The 17271-nt window shown below is 50.4% G+C and carries 10 protein-coding genes and 1 pseudogene; 6 read left to right on the top strand and 5 right to left on the bottom strand.

All coding sequences use genetic code 11. The features are described from left to right. Nucleotides 1-106: 106 nt before the first annotated feature. Both C0617_RS03660 and C0617_RS03655 read right to left on the bottom strand, forming a co-directional pair. A complete protein-coding gene (locus tag C0617_RS03660) occupies nucleotides 107-3796 on the bottom strand; it encodes an ATP-dependent RecD-like DNA helicase (protein WP_291315663.1) in 3690 nt (1229 codons plus the stop codon). Nucleotides 3797-4030: 234 nt separating this feature from the next. Further along, a complete protein-coding gene (locus tag C0617_RS03655) occupies nucleotides 4031-4999 on the bottom strand; it encodes a DUF932 domain-containing protein (protein WP_291315662.1) in 969 nt (322 codons plus the stop codon). 497 nt (nucleotides 5000-5496) lie between these two features. On the opposite strand from C0617_RS03655, the gene C0617_RS16975 reads away from it, so the two are divergent. Then, nucleotides 5497-5976, top strand: a complete 480-nt coding sequence (locus C0617_RS16975) for a nuclease-related domain-containing protein (protein WP_365888883.1) — start codon at nucleotides 5497-5499, stop codon at nucleotides 5974-5976. A gap of 356 nt (nucleotides 5977-6332) precedes the next feature. Here C0617_RS16975 and C0617_RS03650 read toward each other — a convergent pair whose 3' ends face one another. The 3 genes and pseudogenes from C0617_RS03650 to C0617_RS03640 form a co-directional block, all read right to left on the bottom strand. After that, nucleotides 6333-6878: a DUF6036 family nucleotidyltransferase gene (locus C0617_RS03650; protein ID WP_291315661.1), complete on the bottom strand. Its 546-nt coding sequence runs from the start codon at nucleotides 6876-6878 to the stop codon at nucleotides 6333-6335. Continuing rightward, the gene (locus tag C0617_RS03645) at nucleotides 6875-7513 is read right to left on the bottom strand and encodes a hypothetical protein (protein WP_291315660.1); all 639 of its coding nucleotides are present in this window, start codon (nucleotides 7511-7513) and stop codon (nucleotides 6875-6877) included. Before C0617_RS03645 ends, C0617_RS03650 begins: the two co-directional genes overlap by 4 nt. Before the next feature lie 757 nt (nucleotides 7514-8270). Further along, nucleotides 8271-9158: pseudogene (locus C0617_RS03640) on the bottom strand (IS1595 family transposase); the annotation flags it as partial. 276 nt (nucleotides 9159-9434) lie between these two features. Here C0617_RS03640 and C0617_RS03635 point away from each other — a divergent pair. The 5 genes from C0617_RS03635 (at nucleotide 9435) to C0617_RS03615 (ending at nucleotide 17115) form a co-directional block, all read left to right on the top strand. Then, a complete protein-coding gene (locus C0617_RS03635; RefSeq protein WP_291315659.1) occupies nucleotides 9435-10394 on the top strand; it encodes a hypothetical protein in 960 nt (319 codons plus the stop codon). Between the two features lie 105 nt (nucleotides 10395-10499). Then, complete coding sequence (locus C0617_RS03630) at nucleotides 10500-11306, top strand: TnsA endonuclease N-terminal domain-containing protein (protein WP_291315658.1); 807 nt, start codon at nucleotides 10500-10502, stop codon at nucleotides 11304-11306. After that, on the top strand, nucleotides 11243-13531 hold the full coding sequence (locus C0617_RS03625; RefSeq protein WP_291315657.1) for a Mu transposase C-terminal domain-containing protein: 2289 nt from the start codon (nucleotides 11243-11245) through the stop codon (nucleotides 13529-13531). Before C0617_RS03630 ends, C0617_RS03625 begins: the two co-directional genes overlap by 64 nt. A gap of 11 nt (nucleotides 13532-13542) precedes the next feature. Next, nucleotides 13543-15249, top strand: a complete 1707-nt coding sequence (locus C0617_RS03620) for an ATP-binding protein (protein WP_291315656.1) — start codon at nucleotides 13543-13545, stop codon at nucleotides 15247-15249. Further along, nucleotides 15250-17115 (top strand): TnsD family transposase, encoded by a 1866-nt coding sequence (locus C0617_RS03615; protein WP_291315655.1) that lies wholly within the window; start codon nucleotides 15250-15252, stop codon nucleotides 17113-17115. Nucleotides 17116-17271: the final 156 nt, after the last annotated feature.

Here is a 17271-nt window from a genome sequence, read left to right as displayed (position 1 = left end):
CTTTGGTTGGAATATTTTGTTATGCAAACAGGCTATTTTTGATTATCTTTGCGCTCATCCTTTAGCCAAGGTAAAAACCTCGGACTGACAAAACAAAGAGCCATACTTACACCATATTTTCAATCTTATCTGCTACTGCGGTTAGCTGCGAGGAGTCCAATCCGCCGTTTTCATCATCGAAGGTCGTAAAAAGATTGACGCCTTCAACAAACCCATTTTTCTGGTACCAAGCTTTCTTCCACTCCCAGGAGCGCTGATAATCAACTCTGAAAAGCATCCCCAGGTGTTCCCAGATGATGAGGTCCCCGGCCGGATCAACGAATGAAAAATCGGGTCGCAGGCGTCCTGGTTCAGATGTCCCTTCCAGGACCCGTTCATACTCATAGTTCAAATTCATTTGGAAAAGTTTGTTGGCTATGACAAGTTCCGACTTACTGCGAACCATATGCCCTTTATCAGTACGGTGAATAAGATGGTCGGCGTAGGGTATCAAGTCTGACCGCTCCCTTACGGCGCCTTGCCCAACAAAAAGATTGGTATTGCGTCGGGCAGTTTCGGACTTTTCTGGTCTCGTCAGATCGTAGAGGGCGCTGACGTTGTCACCTTCGATCAATAGGATCAGTTTTTCCTTTGCCCTCGTCAATGCTGTGTACAGTAGTTCCCTTGAGACTAATGGACAATCTTTAGGGAGGACGACGAATACTTTTTGGAATTCACTGCCTTGGGATTTGTGGATGGTTAAGACGTATGCGAGTTCCAGAGGCCCTTTCCCCCTGGGGAAATCCTTACCTCTGTATCCAAAGGTTTTGTTGGGGCGTCCTGCAAAAGCAATGTTGAGGAATTTGCTCGTTCCTGTTGCTGCCATTCCGATTTCGCCATTGGCCAAGTATTCCTCGCCTTCATTTTGACCATCAAAAAACTTTCTCTTCTGGTTTCGTGTTTGGATTATCTTGTCCTTGCAAACAATTTCCTCGTCACTTAAGGAAACCTTCCCCCAGCCTTGACGCGAGTTAAGCAATTCCTTTTTTCGAAAATGTTGCTGAATCCAGCGGTTCAGGGCATAAACTCCATAATAGTGCCTTCGAACCGGTGAAAGAACCTGGAAATTCTCTGAGCCATCAGGAGAATCGAACGGTACCCATCCTTTTTCATCCAAACCGAGCGCAGCGTTAAATCCGTCAACGTCTTCGGCTCCATTCAGATCAAGGTACTTTTGGAATTGAGACAACATTGTAGCCCGCAACTCGTCGGGAGAATTCCAGAAGCAAATTTCAAGATCATTGAATGACGAGCCCAACTCCATTTCACTTAGAACCCTGTCAGAGTCCACCATCTGTGGCTCCCGAGAAAACCAGGATGCCAGGCGGAGGGTGTCCGAGGGGGCCCCCACCGCAGTGCGCACTTCCACGAAAAGACGCGCTAGGGAAGAGCCCAAAACTCTTGAATTGGGATCGTCTTCCAGCGCCATCTTTTCAAGATAACCAACAAGGTCCGCGAAGGGCCTTCCAACCCCGATAGGTGGTAACTGGTTAGGATCACCGACAAGGATCAACCTCTGGACATGTGCTAGGTCAAGTGCTTCGAAAACGGCCAAAAGGTCATCCATGGTAAGCATTGAACATTCATCTATGACCACCGTCTTTTCTTTTCGGTATTTCTCCTTGCCTGAGAAAAGAGGACGCTGCCGAATGCCATCAAAGCGGCCTAGGCCGTAAAGAAACTGCGCGATCGTCATGGCCTCAGCGTCGGCAGCCTTGCCGAGGCGTACCCTCGCTTTTCCGGTAGGAGCCAACAAAAGGATTCCATCTTGGACAAGATCCTCGCACCTCAAAAGGGCGCCAAGAACCGAGGTTTTTCCTGTGCCTGCCTTTCCTGTCAACGCACTGAGCTTATGGGTTGTCAGCCTTTCCAATGCGTAGGATTGTTCTTTTAATGCCTGGATGTGGCGATCGTTTTTTTCGTCAAATAAACTCTTGGACTCTTCAATGGATTTTTTGACCAAGGCCGTCCAGTCAGATTTTAGGGAAGGGAGTTCTTTTCTTGCCCTTGCCGCGAGGATTTTTCTAAGACTTTCCTCCCTTCTCTTCAGATCACAAAGCTGCAATGCGGCAACTCCGCTCTTAGTGGAATCTTTGCTCGGGATTTCAAGGATCACAATCTCGTCAGATAGAAACTCCCGATTGGCGAAAATCCAATCCTGACCTATGTGGAAGCCATTTCCCTGGTTTATCAATTCGAGGAGTTCAAGGGTTTCTGTAATGCTCAGCAAGGCATCGCCTTCGACTGCCGCCTGGGATAAAACAGTGACCAGGGCGGCCCGAATTCTTCTGGCATCGCCCAAAGATCCTATATGGGATGGTTCAGGAACCGGGTGTTTTGCCCGAATGGTATCTTCTGGGAGTAAGGCACGATCAACCGTACCCAGAGTAACAGGCGGCTCTTTGTCATCGCCCAAATCGCATTCAACAATGCGATAAGGGTTGCCAATAATTTCGGCGTCATTTACAGGCCGCTTTGTGGCCCTGTTCCGTTCGTGTTCATTGAACCAACGCTTGGTTTGTTTGGGCGAAAGGTCCATCCGGGAAAGGAGCAGAAACAGCTCTTTTCTCTCGTCGGAAAGGTTGATCCAGGTTTGCCGGACAGCTTTCAGGTCCGCCTCATAGGCAGGCTGGGGAGGCTTCATCTCTCCACGGATAATTTGGTCGATTTTCCCCCAAGGGTTTTCTTCGGAGGATAATGCCCCAGACGCCATAAGCTCTAGGTGAAGCGAGGTGCCAAGCCGCATACCCAATGCTTCGAGCGCAGATCCCGTACCCGGAAACGCCCCCCTGCTCTCCCAGATAGAGGCGATTTGCTGGTTGAGCCATTCTTCCCGTTGGGGCCAGGGGCCTTTTGCGATGCCATGTTCGCGAATTTTGCGGACCGCTTCTAAGCACTGAACGATGGTAGCCAACGCAATATCTGCTCGGGCAAGTTCTGCGGCATAAGAAAAGGAACGGATTTGGGTTGATTCGGGTACGATGGCGATTTCTTTTAGAAGGCGGCGACGACGTTCATCTTCTTCAGAATCGCCTGTCGGTTCGAGGTACTCATGGTAGGGCATGAGGAAACCATCGGTTCCCTCTGGCCTGATGGAGTGGCGGACAACCCGGTCCCAAAGAGGGTAGGTGCTGCTCTGGTCTGATTCGTATAATGTTGTCTGCCCAACGGAAAGGATGCGACCAACCCCGACGACCAACCTTGAAATCGACTCGTCAACGGGCTGCCCTTCTTTGCAGTAAAAAAAGACCAGGGAATGTTCGGGGGATATTCGACCGAACATGAGATCTAGCAAAGCCTCTTGGCGTTCGCGCCCAAAAACCCAGGGAGATGGGAATGGTGACACCTTGTCGGATGGCAGGGGGGTTGGCAGGCCTTCCTCTACGGTTTTTTGATGCTCTCGGAGCATCCAGCCGAAGGGAACGGAAAATGTGGCAAACCTCGGCACTTTTACCGTAGTTGGTTTGAGGTGACCATGGGTGTCCTTGGTTTTTTTGTTTTTACTATACGGGTGGCGAAATTCCCGTGACCATTCTTGGGAGTTCATAAAACCAGCCGATTCGGCGATGCATGAGGGTAAATCATTTTGGGACAGATCCGACCAAGAGCAGCCTTGTGCTTTGTCTTCTTTTGCGCCCTCACGCTCTCCCCTGATCCTGTCAAGGGATATGCAATATGAGTTATTGGATGGCTTAAGACATATTGTCCCGGTCCAATTGCTGTCGTGCCAGGCTACACGTTGTGTCAAATGAAACATCGCATTCCCTCCCGAAGTTTGAAAACAAATTGCAATGGCACTCTTTCACAAAGCTGAAAGCGGTTAGGGTTCGACTATTTTAGCTCCCAGCCGGGGCTGGCTCCTCTAGGGCGACACTTGGCTTCCACTGAGACCCGAAAAACGAGTAATCGAATTTCTTGTTGCGCACAAAACTCAAAAGCGCAAAACCACAAAAAAGCCCCACAGCAAATTGCCGTGGGGCTTCTCGTTAAATCACCCTGCCAGACCCATCATCAGGTCCGGGACGTCTCTTTGCCAGGAAAGCTGCTCCTCAATATCACTGCGTTGTCCGGCCAACCAGGTCAGGACCTGACTCACTGCATAGAGGTTTTTGGCTGCTTCCGAAGAGCCGGGAACAGCATCTAGGAATTCGACCTCTTTCTCTGAAGGCGGCAGTTTCTCCGTGAATGGGACGACATGCACATCCTTGCCTTTTCTGGCGATGTGAAATGCCCTGGTCGCGGCTTTGATGCCCCACTTTTTCGCAAGGGGGCCATCGACCCATTCGACTAGCTTTTGTTCCCCTAAAGGCGTCTTAACCCATCTTTGCAGGTTGTCTTTTTCTTTTATGGCTCGATCAATCCCGTCCTCAAGCAGTTCATACAAGCCCTCGACTTGCAGGCTCTGGGTATGCCTGCTTCGAAAATCGGTCCGGGCTGATCCAACGATCATTCCATTGCTGCACACGAACCGAATCCATCCCAAGACGGCTCTAAACTTGGTGCTTCCATCAACGGAATTGAAACACCCGAGCCTCAGCGCGAGGCGGTGACCGTCGCCAGGGTCAAGGCCATATTCTTCTGGAAACTGGAGATGCAGGCCGACGCGCTCTCCGTACTTTGTGATTGTCAAATCTGCCTTGACCTTCTCAGGGGCAATGCCAGCCTTTTTAATTGCCTCGATAGCCTTGTCGAGAACCTCTGCGTGCTGAACAAGTTGGTATTGTTTGGACACAACACCGACCGGGATTTCTTCGTCTCCCTCATTCAGGGGGGTCCGGACGATCACATCGAGGAAGGCGTTGCTTGGCAGGTCGTTGGCTCCATCGACCGAGACGGTCGAGAACGGGCGGCGGACAAAGGTAGGAAGGAGCCCCCGGATTTCTGTAATGGTTCCGAAGTGGTTCACTGTAGGCGAACCAAGCCATTTCAATTCCCTCTGCAGCAAGTCAGGAGATGCCATGTTTCCCCTCCTCTTTAATATTGAAATCCTCCCGTGTTAATTGCACAACTTGAACCGTGCTCCACGCCTTTCACCCGTTTGAACAACTTCGCCCTCAAGGGGCTTGGTGGAATCGAAGTCTTTTGTTCCGACGACCCTCCAACCAGCGGCCTTAAGCTTTGGGTCGATGATTTTGCGACGAGTCAACCAAGCAGAATTGGATGGGGATGCAGGCCCTCTTTTAACCATTCCTCCCCCTTGAAAAATTCGAGTGAAAAAGACAAGGGTTTAATATGACACGAATTTTTATCATTCTGAGCGCAGAAAAGCAAGAAAATGATGAAATGTTTATTAAGTGGCGACAGTCCTGGATCTCTCGAATGGGGTTCCAGGAAAAAGTCGAATTTTCGCGCGGTCGATTTTGGAATAAGCGCGTATTCGGCGTGGAAAATGGTGTGAGGGGTTAAGGAGCTTAAGCTTCTCAAGCACGGCCGAGACCGCGAACGCGCCGTCGGTCAGTGTCTGGAAGACCTGCGACGCCAAGGCAACTATGTCTTCCAAGATGTCCTGGGCGACGGGATTACCTGGACAATGTCATCATCGGCCCGAAGGGTCTGTTTAACGTCGAGACAAAAACGGTCAGCAAGCCTCGCTGTGAAGCCAAGATTGTTTACGATGGGGAAGAAGTGCGAATCCTCGGAGCGCGGCCCGATCGCAACCCTATTGTGCAGGCCAAGGCCCAATCCAATTGGCTCAAAGGGTTCTTGATAGAAGAGACGGCGAGGATGGTTGCTGTGCAATCAGTGGTACTCTATCCCGGGTGGTTTGTTCAGGGGCCTCAGAAACATGCAAACGCTGCCGTTTGGACATTGAGCCCCAAAGTGCTAAATGTCTTCATATCGAAACGCTCCTGCCAGCATCTCCGATGTGGACATCCAGCTCTTCAAGTCCTACCTTGGCCGTCGCATACGAAAGCCATCCTGAGGCCCCCCTCGTAAAGGTTGAACCTCACCTCCACTCCACCACAGTCGGGCTTGGCCATGTGTTTAAAATCAGGGATTTGGGTTACGCACTTAACTCCACCACCCCCTACATCTTGTGGTTACAGTGACAGCTCTCTAAACCCATCGATTTCGATGGATTTAGAGAAGGGCCCCTAGGGCCGAATGTGGGTGGAAGGGGTGGCGGAAAGCGCTAGGTCTCGCCGGCAAACCGCCTACCTTTCGTGGGTACAGTTGCGCACTTTTCGGCAAGGGGCAAGCGAAAATCCCCCTGCCTCACTGGTGAGCAAAGGGGCGCTGTCGGGAGATTTTTCAAGGGAGCGCTACATGGTGGAATCTTGGTTGAAAACTGTTCAGTCTGCACCGCGAATATCCGCGAGCGTTATTTCAACCCATCTGACCAGTCTTACGCGAGTGTCCTCATCTACCGGGAGGGTCCTGATACGCTCAAGCAGGGTTTCCCCGTCTATGAGACTCTCAATCAAGAGGGTCGCAACAAAGACCCGATCCTTTTCCCTGTACGCAACGAGCTTGCTTGCGGCAAGATCATGGGCTTCGATACATAGACCTTTATGCCCCCTCGTTCCGACTGGATCAGAAACCGTGACCGTTCTATCGGCCCACCCCTCTGGGAGCGTGGCGGCTTCAATAGAAACGCCATGAACGTAGAAGCCATGCGTTACATGGAACTGAGAGTCTAGGCCTAGTGCCCCATCGATGTGGTCTGTCATTTCTGGTAGATTTTTTGACTGAACGTCGACCTCAATTGACGCCCTTAAACTCTCCGGCGCATCGGGGTAGCTACCAAGAATGGCCTGTGAACCGAAAATGAGAAGTTCATCGTCGCCTGAAACAGTGCAGGCGGCACGAATGGCGTGTTCAAGTTGGTCGTACCTCATCGTTCATCCTCTATCTGCTTGAGCATCCGATCGCGCTCAACCGGCGTCAGGACCGCGAAAAATGGAGAACTCCTTCTCAGGCGCTCTGCGCGAGAACTCCTAGAACCCAGTAGCTCCCTCAACCGCTCAGGCGAGTACGTCTCAAGAAGCTGTCGCCACTCACCTATGTCACTATCCGCAGTCCCTTGCCCCTCTTGTAGGAGCCGGCTTGTGTAATGGAGGGCCCGCCGAATTATTGACGGGTCGGATTTGATCAGATCTGCGATGGCCAGCGACATTCTCAGCGACCGCTCCGCTGACTCTGTATGACTCTGAAGGCCAAATGCTCGACCTGCATCTGGACTCGACCCCGCTCCCCACAGCATCACTGCACCGTCAGGAATCCCTGGGCTGTCTGCGCGGGTGAAAACGCCGAGTTCAACAATGAGATTGAACCGTTTTTCAAGGCCTATTAGTCGTGTTCGAAGTTCAGGTCCAATCCAGTTGATCGCCCGAGTTTCAGCAATCACCCCCACTTCAAGAGCATGGAAAGTCTCGGCTGGTTGGTCAAGCATCCAAGCAACTTGTATCTCGGGTATCCCCACTGCATCTCGGAGTTCACGGAGCAGTTCCTCGTGCTGGCGTTGCTCCATCATGAAAAGCTCGCGAAGAAAAGGTAAAAACGGATTCCCTTCCTTCGGCGCGAACTTTTGAGCACGTCCGGTGCCAAGCCTGGCGGCCACTCCAAGTCGCTCTAGTTTCTCCAGCGACCTGCGCGTGCCAGCCCGTGTTAGTCCTGCCATCTGTGCCGCATCAGTGACGCCAACAGGGCCGTTCACGTCATGAACCAACACTCGGATTAGGCGCACCATGGCGGGGGTGCCAAGCGCACCATCAAGGGGGTATCTGAGGGTACTACGCTGTAGAGGTAATGGCATTAATGTCTCTCCACGCCTAAGGGCACTAAAGTATCCAATTGGATACTGCAATACGCAAATGGATACTACATTATCCAATTGAAGATGTCAAGCCAAAAGAGATTCGTGTGAACCGGTAGGGATTGCGGCTCAAGTGGCAACGACTGCTGCTTACCTAGAAGATGAGAAAAACTCTCCCCCTGAGAGGCGTAAGGGCTTGCCCAGCCAGCACGGCGCTTTCTTGAATTGCGAGTGGAATCTTCGAGGAGCTTAGTGTCCACTTTGGGATGTAAAAAGGCGCCATGTGGGCACCGTGAAGTGGTTCTGTGGTCTGGGCTTAGAAAGGGATGTCGCCCAAGCCTTCCAACGCTGGGATAGCGCTGGGGAGGATCGTCGGATGGTTCTCGGAGGTGGCTCGTTTGGTGCCACCCCGCATGCGGCCCCGCATGTAGGTGCGCAGGCCTAACTCGATCTCCTTGGCCGGGAAGGGAGGATGGACGACCGCGTTCTGGAGCACGCGGAAGATCAGCAGCGTCCGGTGCCTTGCCGTACGGCGGTTGAAGCGGAAGGTGAACTCCTCCAGGTAGCGGTCGAGCTGCTCGGGATGAACCGCTCCCTGGTAAGCACCGAGGAGAACCCGCTTGACCAAGGAAATCACGCGGTGACACAGCGGCAGAGGTCCTTCCCCGACCTTTTCCTCACTCTCGCCGCCAACCAGGGCTTGATGGTCGAAGCCGTGGTCCTTGAGCCGGCTGTACCCGCGCCAGCCATCGGTGCGGATCAAGCTTCCTGGGGCGATGTTGGCCATGGCGAAGCCGGTCAGGCTCGCACCCGATGCGTCGGGGATGCGTTGAAGGCGGATGCGGCCGAAGCCCTCCTGCTTCCCCTTGTCCTCGACCGCCACGGCCACCAGTGCCTTATCCGCAGCCCCGCGCCCCGGTTTGCCGGGCTCTGGAGCGCCTACATAGGTCTCATCGACCTCGACCAGGCCCCCGAGCAGATCGCGGTCCGGCCGAATCATGGCCTGGCGCAGCTTGTGGAACCACTCCCAGGCGGTGTGGTAGCTGCCCAACCCCAGCTCGCGCTGGAGTCCTAAGGCGTTGCTGCCATGCTTTTGCACGGTCATGTACCAGATAGCCCGAAACCACAGGGCCAATGGCTTGCGGGTCTTGTGAAAGATGGTGCCGGCGGTCACCGAGGTCTGGTGGCGGCAGGCGGTGCAGATATAGCGCTCGCGGTTGGCGCTCCAATGTCTGTCGTGGCCGCACTTCGGGCAGACAAACCCGTCCGGCCAGCGTAGCTTGGCCAAGTAGTCGAGGCAGTCCTCCTGCTTGGTGAAGCGAGCCTCGAATTCGAGGCGGGTCTTAGGGAAAGAGCTGAACATGAATGCGGATTTTACATTGACTGCCGCCCATGTCAAGCAAGGTGCCTCCTTCACCCCAATATCTTGGGGGTGATGGAGTAAAGTGCATAACCCAATCAGGGATTTATGGTGAAAGGTGTGTCTTCCAGCGTAAGGGCACTATAGGCGTTTTGTTGGGTTTTTAGTGTGTCCTGTGCGGGACATGTCACCGAGTCTAGACTCTCATTTTTGAGGAATTCAAAAAAGTTGTTGACTTTTCACTCTAGCTGGCTATAGTAGTCCGCGAGGTGAGAAGACATGCAAAATGACGCTGCACAGAAAATCAAGAACGAACTCTTGGCCATTGAGGGTGGTGAACCCACCCATTGGGCGAAAATCGGTCGTTTGCTTGATGCGATCGAGAAGACCGAGTTCTGGAGGGCCGAGGCAAAATCGTTTACCGAATGGCTACGATCCCATGCCAGCATGTTTGGAGTCAAGGAAGCAACTCTTTGGAGGTATTTGTCTGCAGGTCGCTATATTGAGGAACTCGAAGGAAAATATCCTCTGTTTTTGGGGCGGGATGACTTGCCCATTGAGGAGCTTTTAGGGGGGGTAAGCCCTGAAAATATCGAAATTCTTTCAAAACTCTCCCGAGTAGCGCCAGAAGATGTTTGGGGGCCTCTTGTGCAAAAGGTAATTGAGGGGAGTATAACACGGGGTGAAATCAGATCCTTATGGAAAACCTTCCGGCCTGTTTTGGAAGGCCGTACCGCACGAGGAAAAGGGGTCAGTGCCCCTAAGTTTGATTCGAAGAGTGAAAGGCAAACGGGCAAGCTAACAGAAGCGATGATTCGCAATGCCCTCCTTAAGTCAAGTGGGGAGTGGACGGGAGCGGGACCGAAAGAATTCTTCACCATTTTGCCAGATGTGGAGCTGAAGAGCGAGGCGCCCATTACCCTTAGGAGGGCGATTGATTTTGTCGCCATAGTCGGAAAAGAGTCTGGAGTAGAGCTGCATGGTGTCGAAGTCCAAACAGGTCTTGGGCCGGGTTTTTGGCCAGACGCCGAATTATTCACCCTTTATTGTGATTACCTTTGGGTCGCATACCCGAGTGATTTCGGGGTCTCAACTCGGGAAATTCCCGAACATGTAGGGGTCCTTTCTGTTGGGAAAGAGCGAGTGGATATTTTGAGATTGGCGACCACCGTGAGGAAAGTTCGTGTCAAATCGGGTGAGTTTGCAAAGCAAATTTTGGTGAGAATTTTAGGGAAGTAAATTTTTTTAAGAAGGCTACTCTGGCCGGCTAAAGCATAACGCAAAATAAGGGCTCATGCCTCCCCCGAGGGTGAACGCGGGGTTGGCAGCAAGAAAGGGGGGGAGATGGGAAGAAGGCGAAAGGTTGACCAGGAGAAGGTACAAAAAAAGCGCCTTAAGGAAGGTCGGGGCCAAGGCAGGGGTAAAGATTATTTGCCCTACCTTAGGGTTCAAGATGTCCCGTCACTAGGTTTTGTTACTCGAGCGAAAGGTTGGAAAACAGGACGAGTTCATCACCTGATGTCCAATCATGAGTTCAACTATTTTTTACTTCTAGAATGGTCAGGCAATGTGGTCGATATCAGGGAACAGTATCCTTTACTCCCGATCGAGAGCACCATTGAGATAGCCGATAGGCTTGGTATAAAGCATCCGGCCGATCCAAGAACGAAGCAGCCGGTCGTTATGACGACAGATTTTGTAGTTGATTTGGAAGCGGATTCGGGCTTGGTTCAGTTGGCCAGGGCGATAAAGCCTGCAGCGGATCTGGCCGGTAAAAGGACTGTTGAAAAATTGGAAATCGAGAGGACCTTCTGGGCTGAAAGAAAAATCGACTGGGGCCTTGTCACAGATCGCCAAATTCCAAAAGTTTTGGCGAGCAACCTTCGCTCCCTACATGCTGCGTGGTACCGAAACAACCTTCCTAAGGATGCTATTAGGCAATTGGCGAGGATTGAAGTAACCCTTTTTGACAAGGTCGCCAAGGGGGGGCAGCAAATGGCATTAAGTGCAAAGCAAACAGATGAGCTCTTGGGCCTTGCTCCAGGATCTTCTCTGGCAACGGCCAAGTATCTTTTGGCTCGAAAGATGTGGAAGACGGATATGAAAAAGTCCTTGAACTACTCCTCGACACTAAATATTCGCAGGCGATAAGAGCGAGGCTCGTTGTGGAAGAACTGCTTAGTGTAAACGCAATAGTTGAGTGGCTGGCTCCAGACGATCGGAAGGGGGAAATGTTTCGTGTCCTCTATTTTGATAAAAAAGAGGACCAAATAGTCATTTTCCCTTTGCCGGGAGATAAAGATTTTCCATTTGTCTCAGACTTGAATTCAGTTTTGGAAGCCCTCAATAATGGCGAAGCGTTTATTAGGCCAAATGACCCATACGGTTCTCCGAAGCAGCAGGATTCGCAATTCAAGAAGAAAGATTTGGCTCGGAGGGATAGGGCCTGGAGGGCTATTGAGGAACTAGTTCACGAAGAGCCAGAAATTTATTGTTTTGAGGGGAGAGGAAAAAAAGTCGCGGCAGCGGCTAGGCGGGCCGAAACCACGAAAAAATACATCATTAAATGGATGCGTGCCTACTGGCGGAGAGGCAAGGTGAAGAATGCCTTATTGCCAAGCTATGAAAATTGTGGGGGGAAAGGCAAAGAAAAACCATGCCCTGAGGAATGCAAACGGGGTAGGCGTAGAAAGATAAAGACAAGCGAAGAAGATTTTGGTGTGAACATCACGGATCTTGACAAGTCTATAATCCTGTTATCCATTAATAATTTTTACAATTTAAAGGAAAGTCATTCGATCAGGAAAACATATGATTGGATGATGGCCGAGTATTACAATAAAGGTTACGAGGTAAAAAATGGCACAAAGTTTCCAATTTTGCCTCCTGTTGAGGAACGTATGACAATCGACCAGTTTCGATACTGGTTTAGGAAAATCTTGGATCTTAAAAAATCGCTTGTTTCGCGAAAAGGCACTAGGGGGTTTAATCTCCGTCACCGCGAAATATTGAAAAGCTCCACGTTGTCAACATCTGGTCCCGGGCACACTTTTCAGATTGATGCAACTATTGCAGATGTATATGTAGTATCAAGTTTAAACAGGACAAGAATTATAGGGCGGCCTGTTCTGTATTTTGTAGTCTGTGTCTTTACTAGAATGATTGTTGGGTTTTATGTTGGGCTTGAGGGGCCGAGCTACCTCGGCGCAGCAATGGCTTTATTTAATACGGCCGTAGACAAAGTAGAGTTGTGTTCAAGATATGGAATTGTAATAGAAAAGGGGGCCTGGCCCTCGTTCGGATTTTCACAGTACCTAATTGCCGATAGGGGCGAGATGATAAGCAATATCACGGATCAACTCGTCAACGGATTTGACACTAGAATAGTAAACACGCCTCCGTATCGAGCAGATTTCAAGGGCATAGTTGAGCAACAATTTAGGCGGGCAAATATAGACATGATCGAATGGGCCCCCGGATCAATCGATAAGCGTTTTCGAGAGCGCGGAGAAAGAGATCATCGCTTAGATGCCAAGCTGACAATTGATGAATTTACTACGTTGATTATTCACATGATATTGAACCACAATAAAAACCATTATTTCGAAGATTATCCCTTGTCGCCAGAAATGAATCAAGACGGTGTTAAGCCAGTGCCTTTAGATCTTTGGGACTGGGGCATGGAAAATTGCATTGGCCATATTCGTCACTGGACCACAGAGGAGCTGATTCGTGGCCTAATGCCTACTGATACGGCGTCAATCCAAGAAGGTGGAATTAAGTTCAAAAATTTATTTTATACATGTGACCGGGCCCATGATGAGGCTTGGTTTACATTGGCTCGGAATAGGGGGCGGGGCAAAGCGAAGGTGTCTTACGACCCCAGGCGGATGGATAGGATTTTTCTTCATGACCCGCACGGGAATGAATTGATTGAATGTCGGTTGCTTGAAAAATCAGAAGAATTTGGATTGCATCGGGTGGAAGATGTTGAGGAATTTTTCTTTGAGCAAAAGCCTAAAAAAAGAAAGCACAGCTCTCAGGAAATGCAGGGCAATGCCGAGTTTCTGGCAACGATGAAAGAAATAACTGGTCAGGCCGAAGCCTTAACAAACGCAGCCCTTGAAAGATCAGGGGATGTCAGCGATGCCAGTAGGGTTGCGAATATTAGAGAAAACCGTGCCGAGGAACGCAAAAATATTGGTGAAAAAGAGGCATTTGATCCAATAAAACAGGAAGAGGGTTCTAGGGAGTTTCCCGGTGAGAATTGCGCGGCTCGAGAAGATCATGACCATGTCGATGAGTCGGATGAATTGGATGTGCTTGGGGCCAGTAAAGCATCTGCTCTCGATATGCTGAAATCATTAAGGGGCTAGGGGGGGGCGATATGGGCAGCAAGAATCAAAATTTGGGTTCGGTTTTGAAGGGTAACAGGGTTAAAGCGGTGTATACAGAAAGCAGCCATTCTTCGTATCGGCACAATGCACTTATAGAGGCTCTCCACCCTATTCTTGGGCCGGACAAGGCCGCATTGTTGATGCGGAGAAAACCGATTTTCGATGAAAGTTCGCGCTTGCTCCCTGCGTGGGAGCGAGCGGAGATGGTGCAAGGGATTCTTCATTATGTTGAACCTCTTCCGTCCTTTATTGAGTTGGAGAGCCGGTTTTCCAAAATGATACGCAATGGCTATATGACAAGAAATCCCATCGAAACTGAATGGGTCAAACAGATCAACTCTGGTTTTGAGGATTTGAGATTTGACCGGGGAGGGGCAGACTATCTTCCACCAATTCGGTCTAATGCCGCAGGATGCGCAATAATCGGAGCTAGTGGTTCAGGCAAGACTACCGCTATCGAGAGCGTTCTGGGCCTCTATGACCAAGTGATAGAACATTCCAAGTACAATGGAAAGGCCTTCATCCACAAACAACTCGTTTGGCTGAAACTGGAGTGTCCTTCAAACGGGTCTACAAAGGCCCTGTGTTGTACCTTCCTCGGGGCTGTTGATGAAGTCCTTGGCACTAAGTACCTGAAAAAGCTAGGCCATGTGCGAAAAACAGAGGAGGACCTCATTCAGGAAATGGCTCGTATTGCGGCCCTCCATAGCCTGGGAGTTTTGGTGATCGACGAGCTGCAACGGTTAAATGAGGCACGAAGTGGCGGCGATATAAAAATGATGAATTTTTTTGTCCAGCTCTCGAATGCGATAGGGGTTCCCGTTGTGTTGGTTGGGACATTCCGGGCGTTGAAGCTTTTTCGAAAAAGCTTTTCGCAAGCCCGCCGGGCTACTGGGCTTGGTGATGAAATGTGGACCAACATGGCCCACGATGATATTTGGGATTTTTTCCTCGAGGGGCTATGGTGTTATCAATGGACAAAAACCAATACCCCTTTAACCCATGAGCTCAATGAAGCAATGTACGAGGCTTCGCAAGGAATTATAGATGTTGCAATAAAACTCTATATGCTTGTTCAATGGAGCGTCATTGGCCATGGAAAGGAAATAATCACACCAGCCATGGTTAGGAAGGTGGCTAAAGAGAAGATGAAAGTTATACAGCCAGCCTTGAATGCACTTAAATTTGGAACTGTTGATAACCTCGAAATCCTTGACGATTTGATGCCCGACAGAAAGACTATGAAGGCCTATCTTAAGGAAGCGCAAGAGAAGGTTTTGGTCGGTGAAACTCTGAAGACCCTTAGTGTGCAGCGCGAGAATGAATCAAAGGGAGGACAAGACGCCCTCCTGATAAAAACAGTGTCATTTTTGTCCATGGCAGGAATAGATTCAAAGGACTGCGAAGTGGCAGCTCGCACTGCGTTGGGGCGGTTTGCCGAGGATGCCGACGAAACCCTAGCCTTCCAGGAGGCGTTTCGGGTGGCCTGTGAGTTGATGGAAAAACGGCAAGCTGAAAAAGAAAGAAAAAGGGGGAGGGGCAAGGGGCGCAAAAAGACCGCTCCTGCTGTGTCGCTGTCTGGAGATTTGCGGGAAAGTGTAGAGCACTCCGGGGATAAGTCGCCTTATGACTCTCTGGAGGGGGCGGGCAATATGAGGCCCCCAAGTGAGTTTCTGGAGGAAGGAGGGGTGTTGTAGATGGCCATAGATACCTTTCCGGAGTTTCAACGGGACGAATTGTTTTACAGCGTGATTAGCCGGCACAAGGTTCGCTTAGGCTATCAAGACCCCAAGGATATAACCGAAGACCTTTTTGGGTCGAGGACGGCGGCAGCAACCTATGACTTTCCCTGCCGATTAAGGAGGTTTTGCAAAAGGTTGCCCAAAGATGCGGGGATTACGCCTTCCTCTATCATTAAGGACAATACGCTCTTTCCAATTTATGAGCCATTTCTGGCAAAGGCTAGGGCCAAAGATATTCGAAAAAAGATGGCCTGTTCTGATTTCGGTGGAGCCATCCATAACGCTCTTGGCGTTATGGCCAGTGGTGTTAGGGGGGTTAATGCTTTGCGCTGTTGCCCGGAGTGCGTCGACGAAGATCGAGTTGAATGCGGAGAGGCGTATTGGCACCGATCGCATCAATTTCCAGGTGTTGCTGTCTGCCACAAGCATAAAGTGCCCCTTCTTGAAAGTCATATTCGGGTAACTTCAAGGCAAAACAAGATGAATTTTCAGGCACTTGAAAAGGGGTATGACCGTGAGTGGAGGGAACTTGCGTCGGGCAACAGCCTGTCGCTGACAGACGTCTGGATTGCGGAAAAGGTTCATTGGATTTTGGGCCAAGAGCTCCCAATTTGGGGCCTTGGTGTCTTGAGAAAGAAATATGTTGCGCATTTAATCAGGCTTGGACTTGCGTCTCCACTGGGACGCGTCCGGCAACGTGAGTTTGAAAAGGAATTTGTAGCGGCCTTTGGGAAGAGCTATTTGAAGGAAGTGTGGAGTGATGTTGAGGGGGAATGCAACTGGCTCATAGCTCTGGTCAGAAAACCCCGTAAGGCCACACATCCCCTCCGGCACCTTTTGCTAATGAAATTTCTTGGGACAGAACCGGAAGAATTTTTTCCTGACTGTGGATTTGGGAATCAACCTTTTGGAATGCCCCCTTTCCCCTGTTTAAATCCTGCTTGCAGGAGTTATCGAAAACCTGCAATAGAAGAAGTGAAAATAACTCGACATACGAACAGTGGCGCTGTTGTCGGGAACTTTGAATGCGAGTGTGGTTTTGCCTACGCACGCACTGGTCCTGACACGACCGCCGAAGATAGGTTTAAGCGCACGCGGATTATTTCTATGGGGTCAGTTTGGGAAAAGGAGTTGCAGCGACTGGACAAAGACCCTTCGGTGGGATTGCGGATGAAGGCAAGATTTTTGGGGGTAGACCCTAATACTATTGTGAAATATCTGGCTAGGTTGAACGGTTCTGGTGAAATTCGCTCTCAGAAGAACGACGACGAAAAAGGTGAAAGGATAGCCGAGTATAGGAGCAGGTTGGTTTCTGCAATTGAAGAGAACCCTGAGAAAAGCCGGACTGAGATAAGGGGAATAGCGAAGGCAGATTATATTTGGCTATATAGGCATGACCGCGAATGGCTCATGGATAATCTGCCTCCAAGCATGCCAAGGAGTAAATCTTCCGACAACCGAGTCGATTGGGTCAAAAGGGACGATGACTTGTTTTCTAGAGCAAAGGAGGCCATCCCTTCTCTTCTTATTTCCACGCCCCCACAGCGGGTGACGAAAGGGAGAGTTGGCCAAATGATAAACAGCTTGGCCCTGTTGGAAAAGCACCTTGAGAAGTTGCCAAAAACGAAACAACTTATAGAAAGGAATGAAGAAACCCTTGAAGATTATCAGTTAAGGCGAGTCAGATTGGCGGCCCGCGAGTTGAGGACTCGGGGAGAAAATTTTGCACCATGGGCCATCGTGCGAAAAGCAGGATTGCGCCCAGGTTATTCAAAAAAGGTACTAAGGGAGATAGAGCGGCTGGCCTTTGCCGAGGTTTGAAAAAACAGGTTTTATCACCAAAAAACTTTAAGCTGGGTTGAGCAGCTCCTGCTGCTTGGCCCAGCTTTCGCAGAAAAGTTGGCGATTCCTAGGCAATGAAGTCAGCTCCCCCGATGGACTCGGTGGTCAAAATCCTCTTCTTACTTAAATCTATGT

The sequence above is a fragment of the Desulfuromonas sp. genome, from assembly GCF_002868845.1.
Classification (GTDB): domain Bacteria; phylum Desulfobacterota; class Desulfuromonadia; order Desulfuromonadales; family BM501; genus BM501.
Note: the sequence above shows the minus strand (reverse complement) of the source record. Positions and strands in the feature narration are given on the sequence as shown.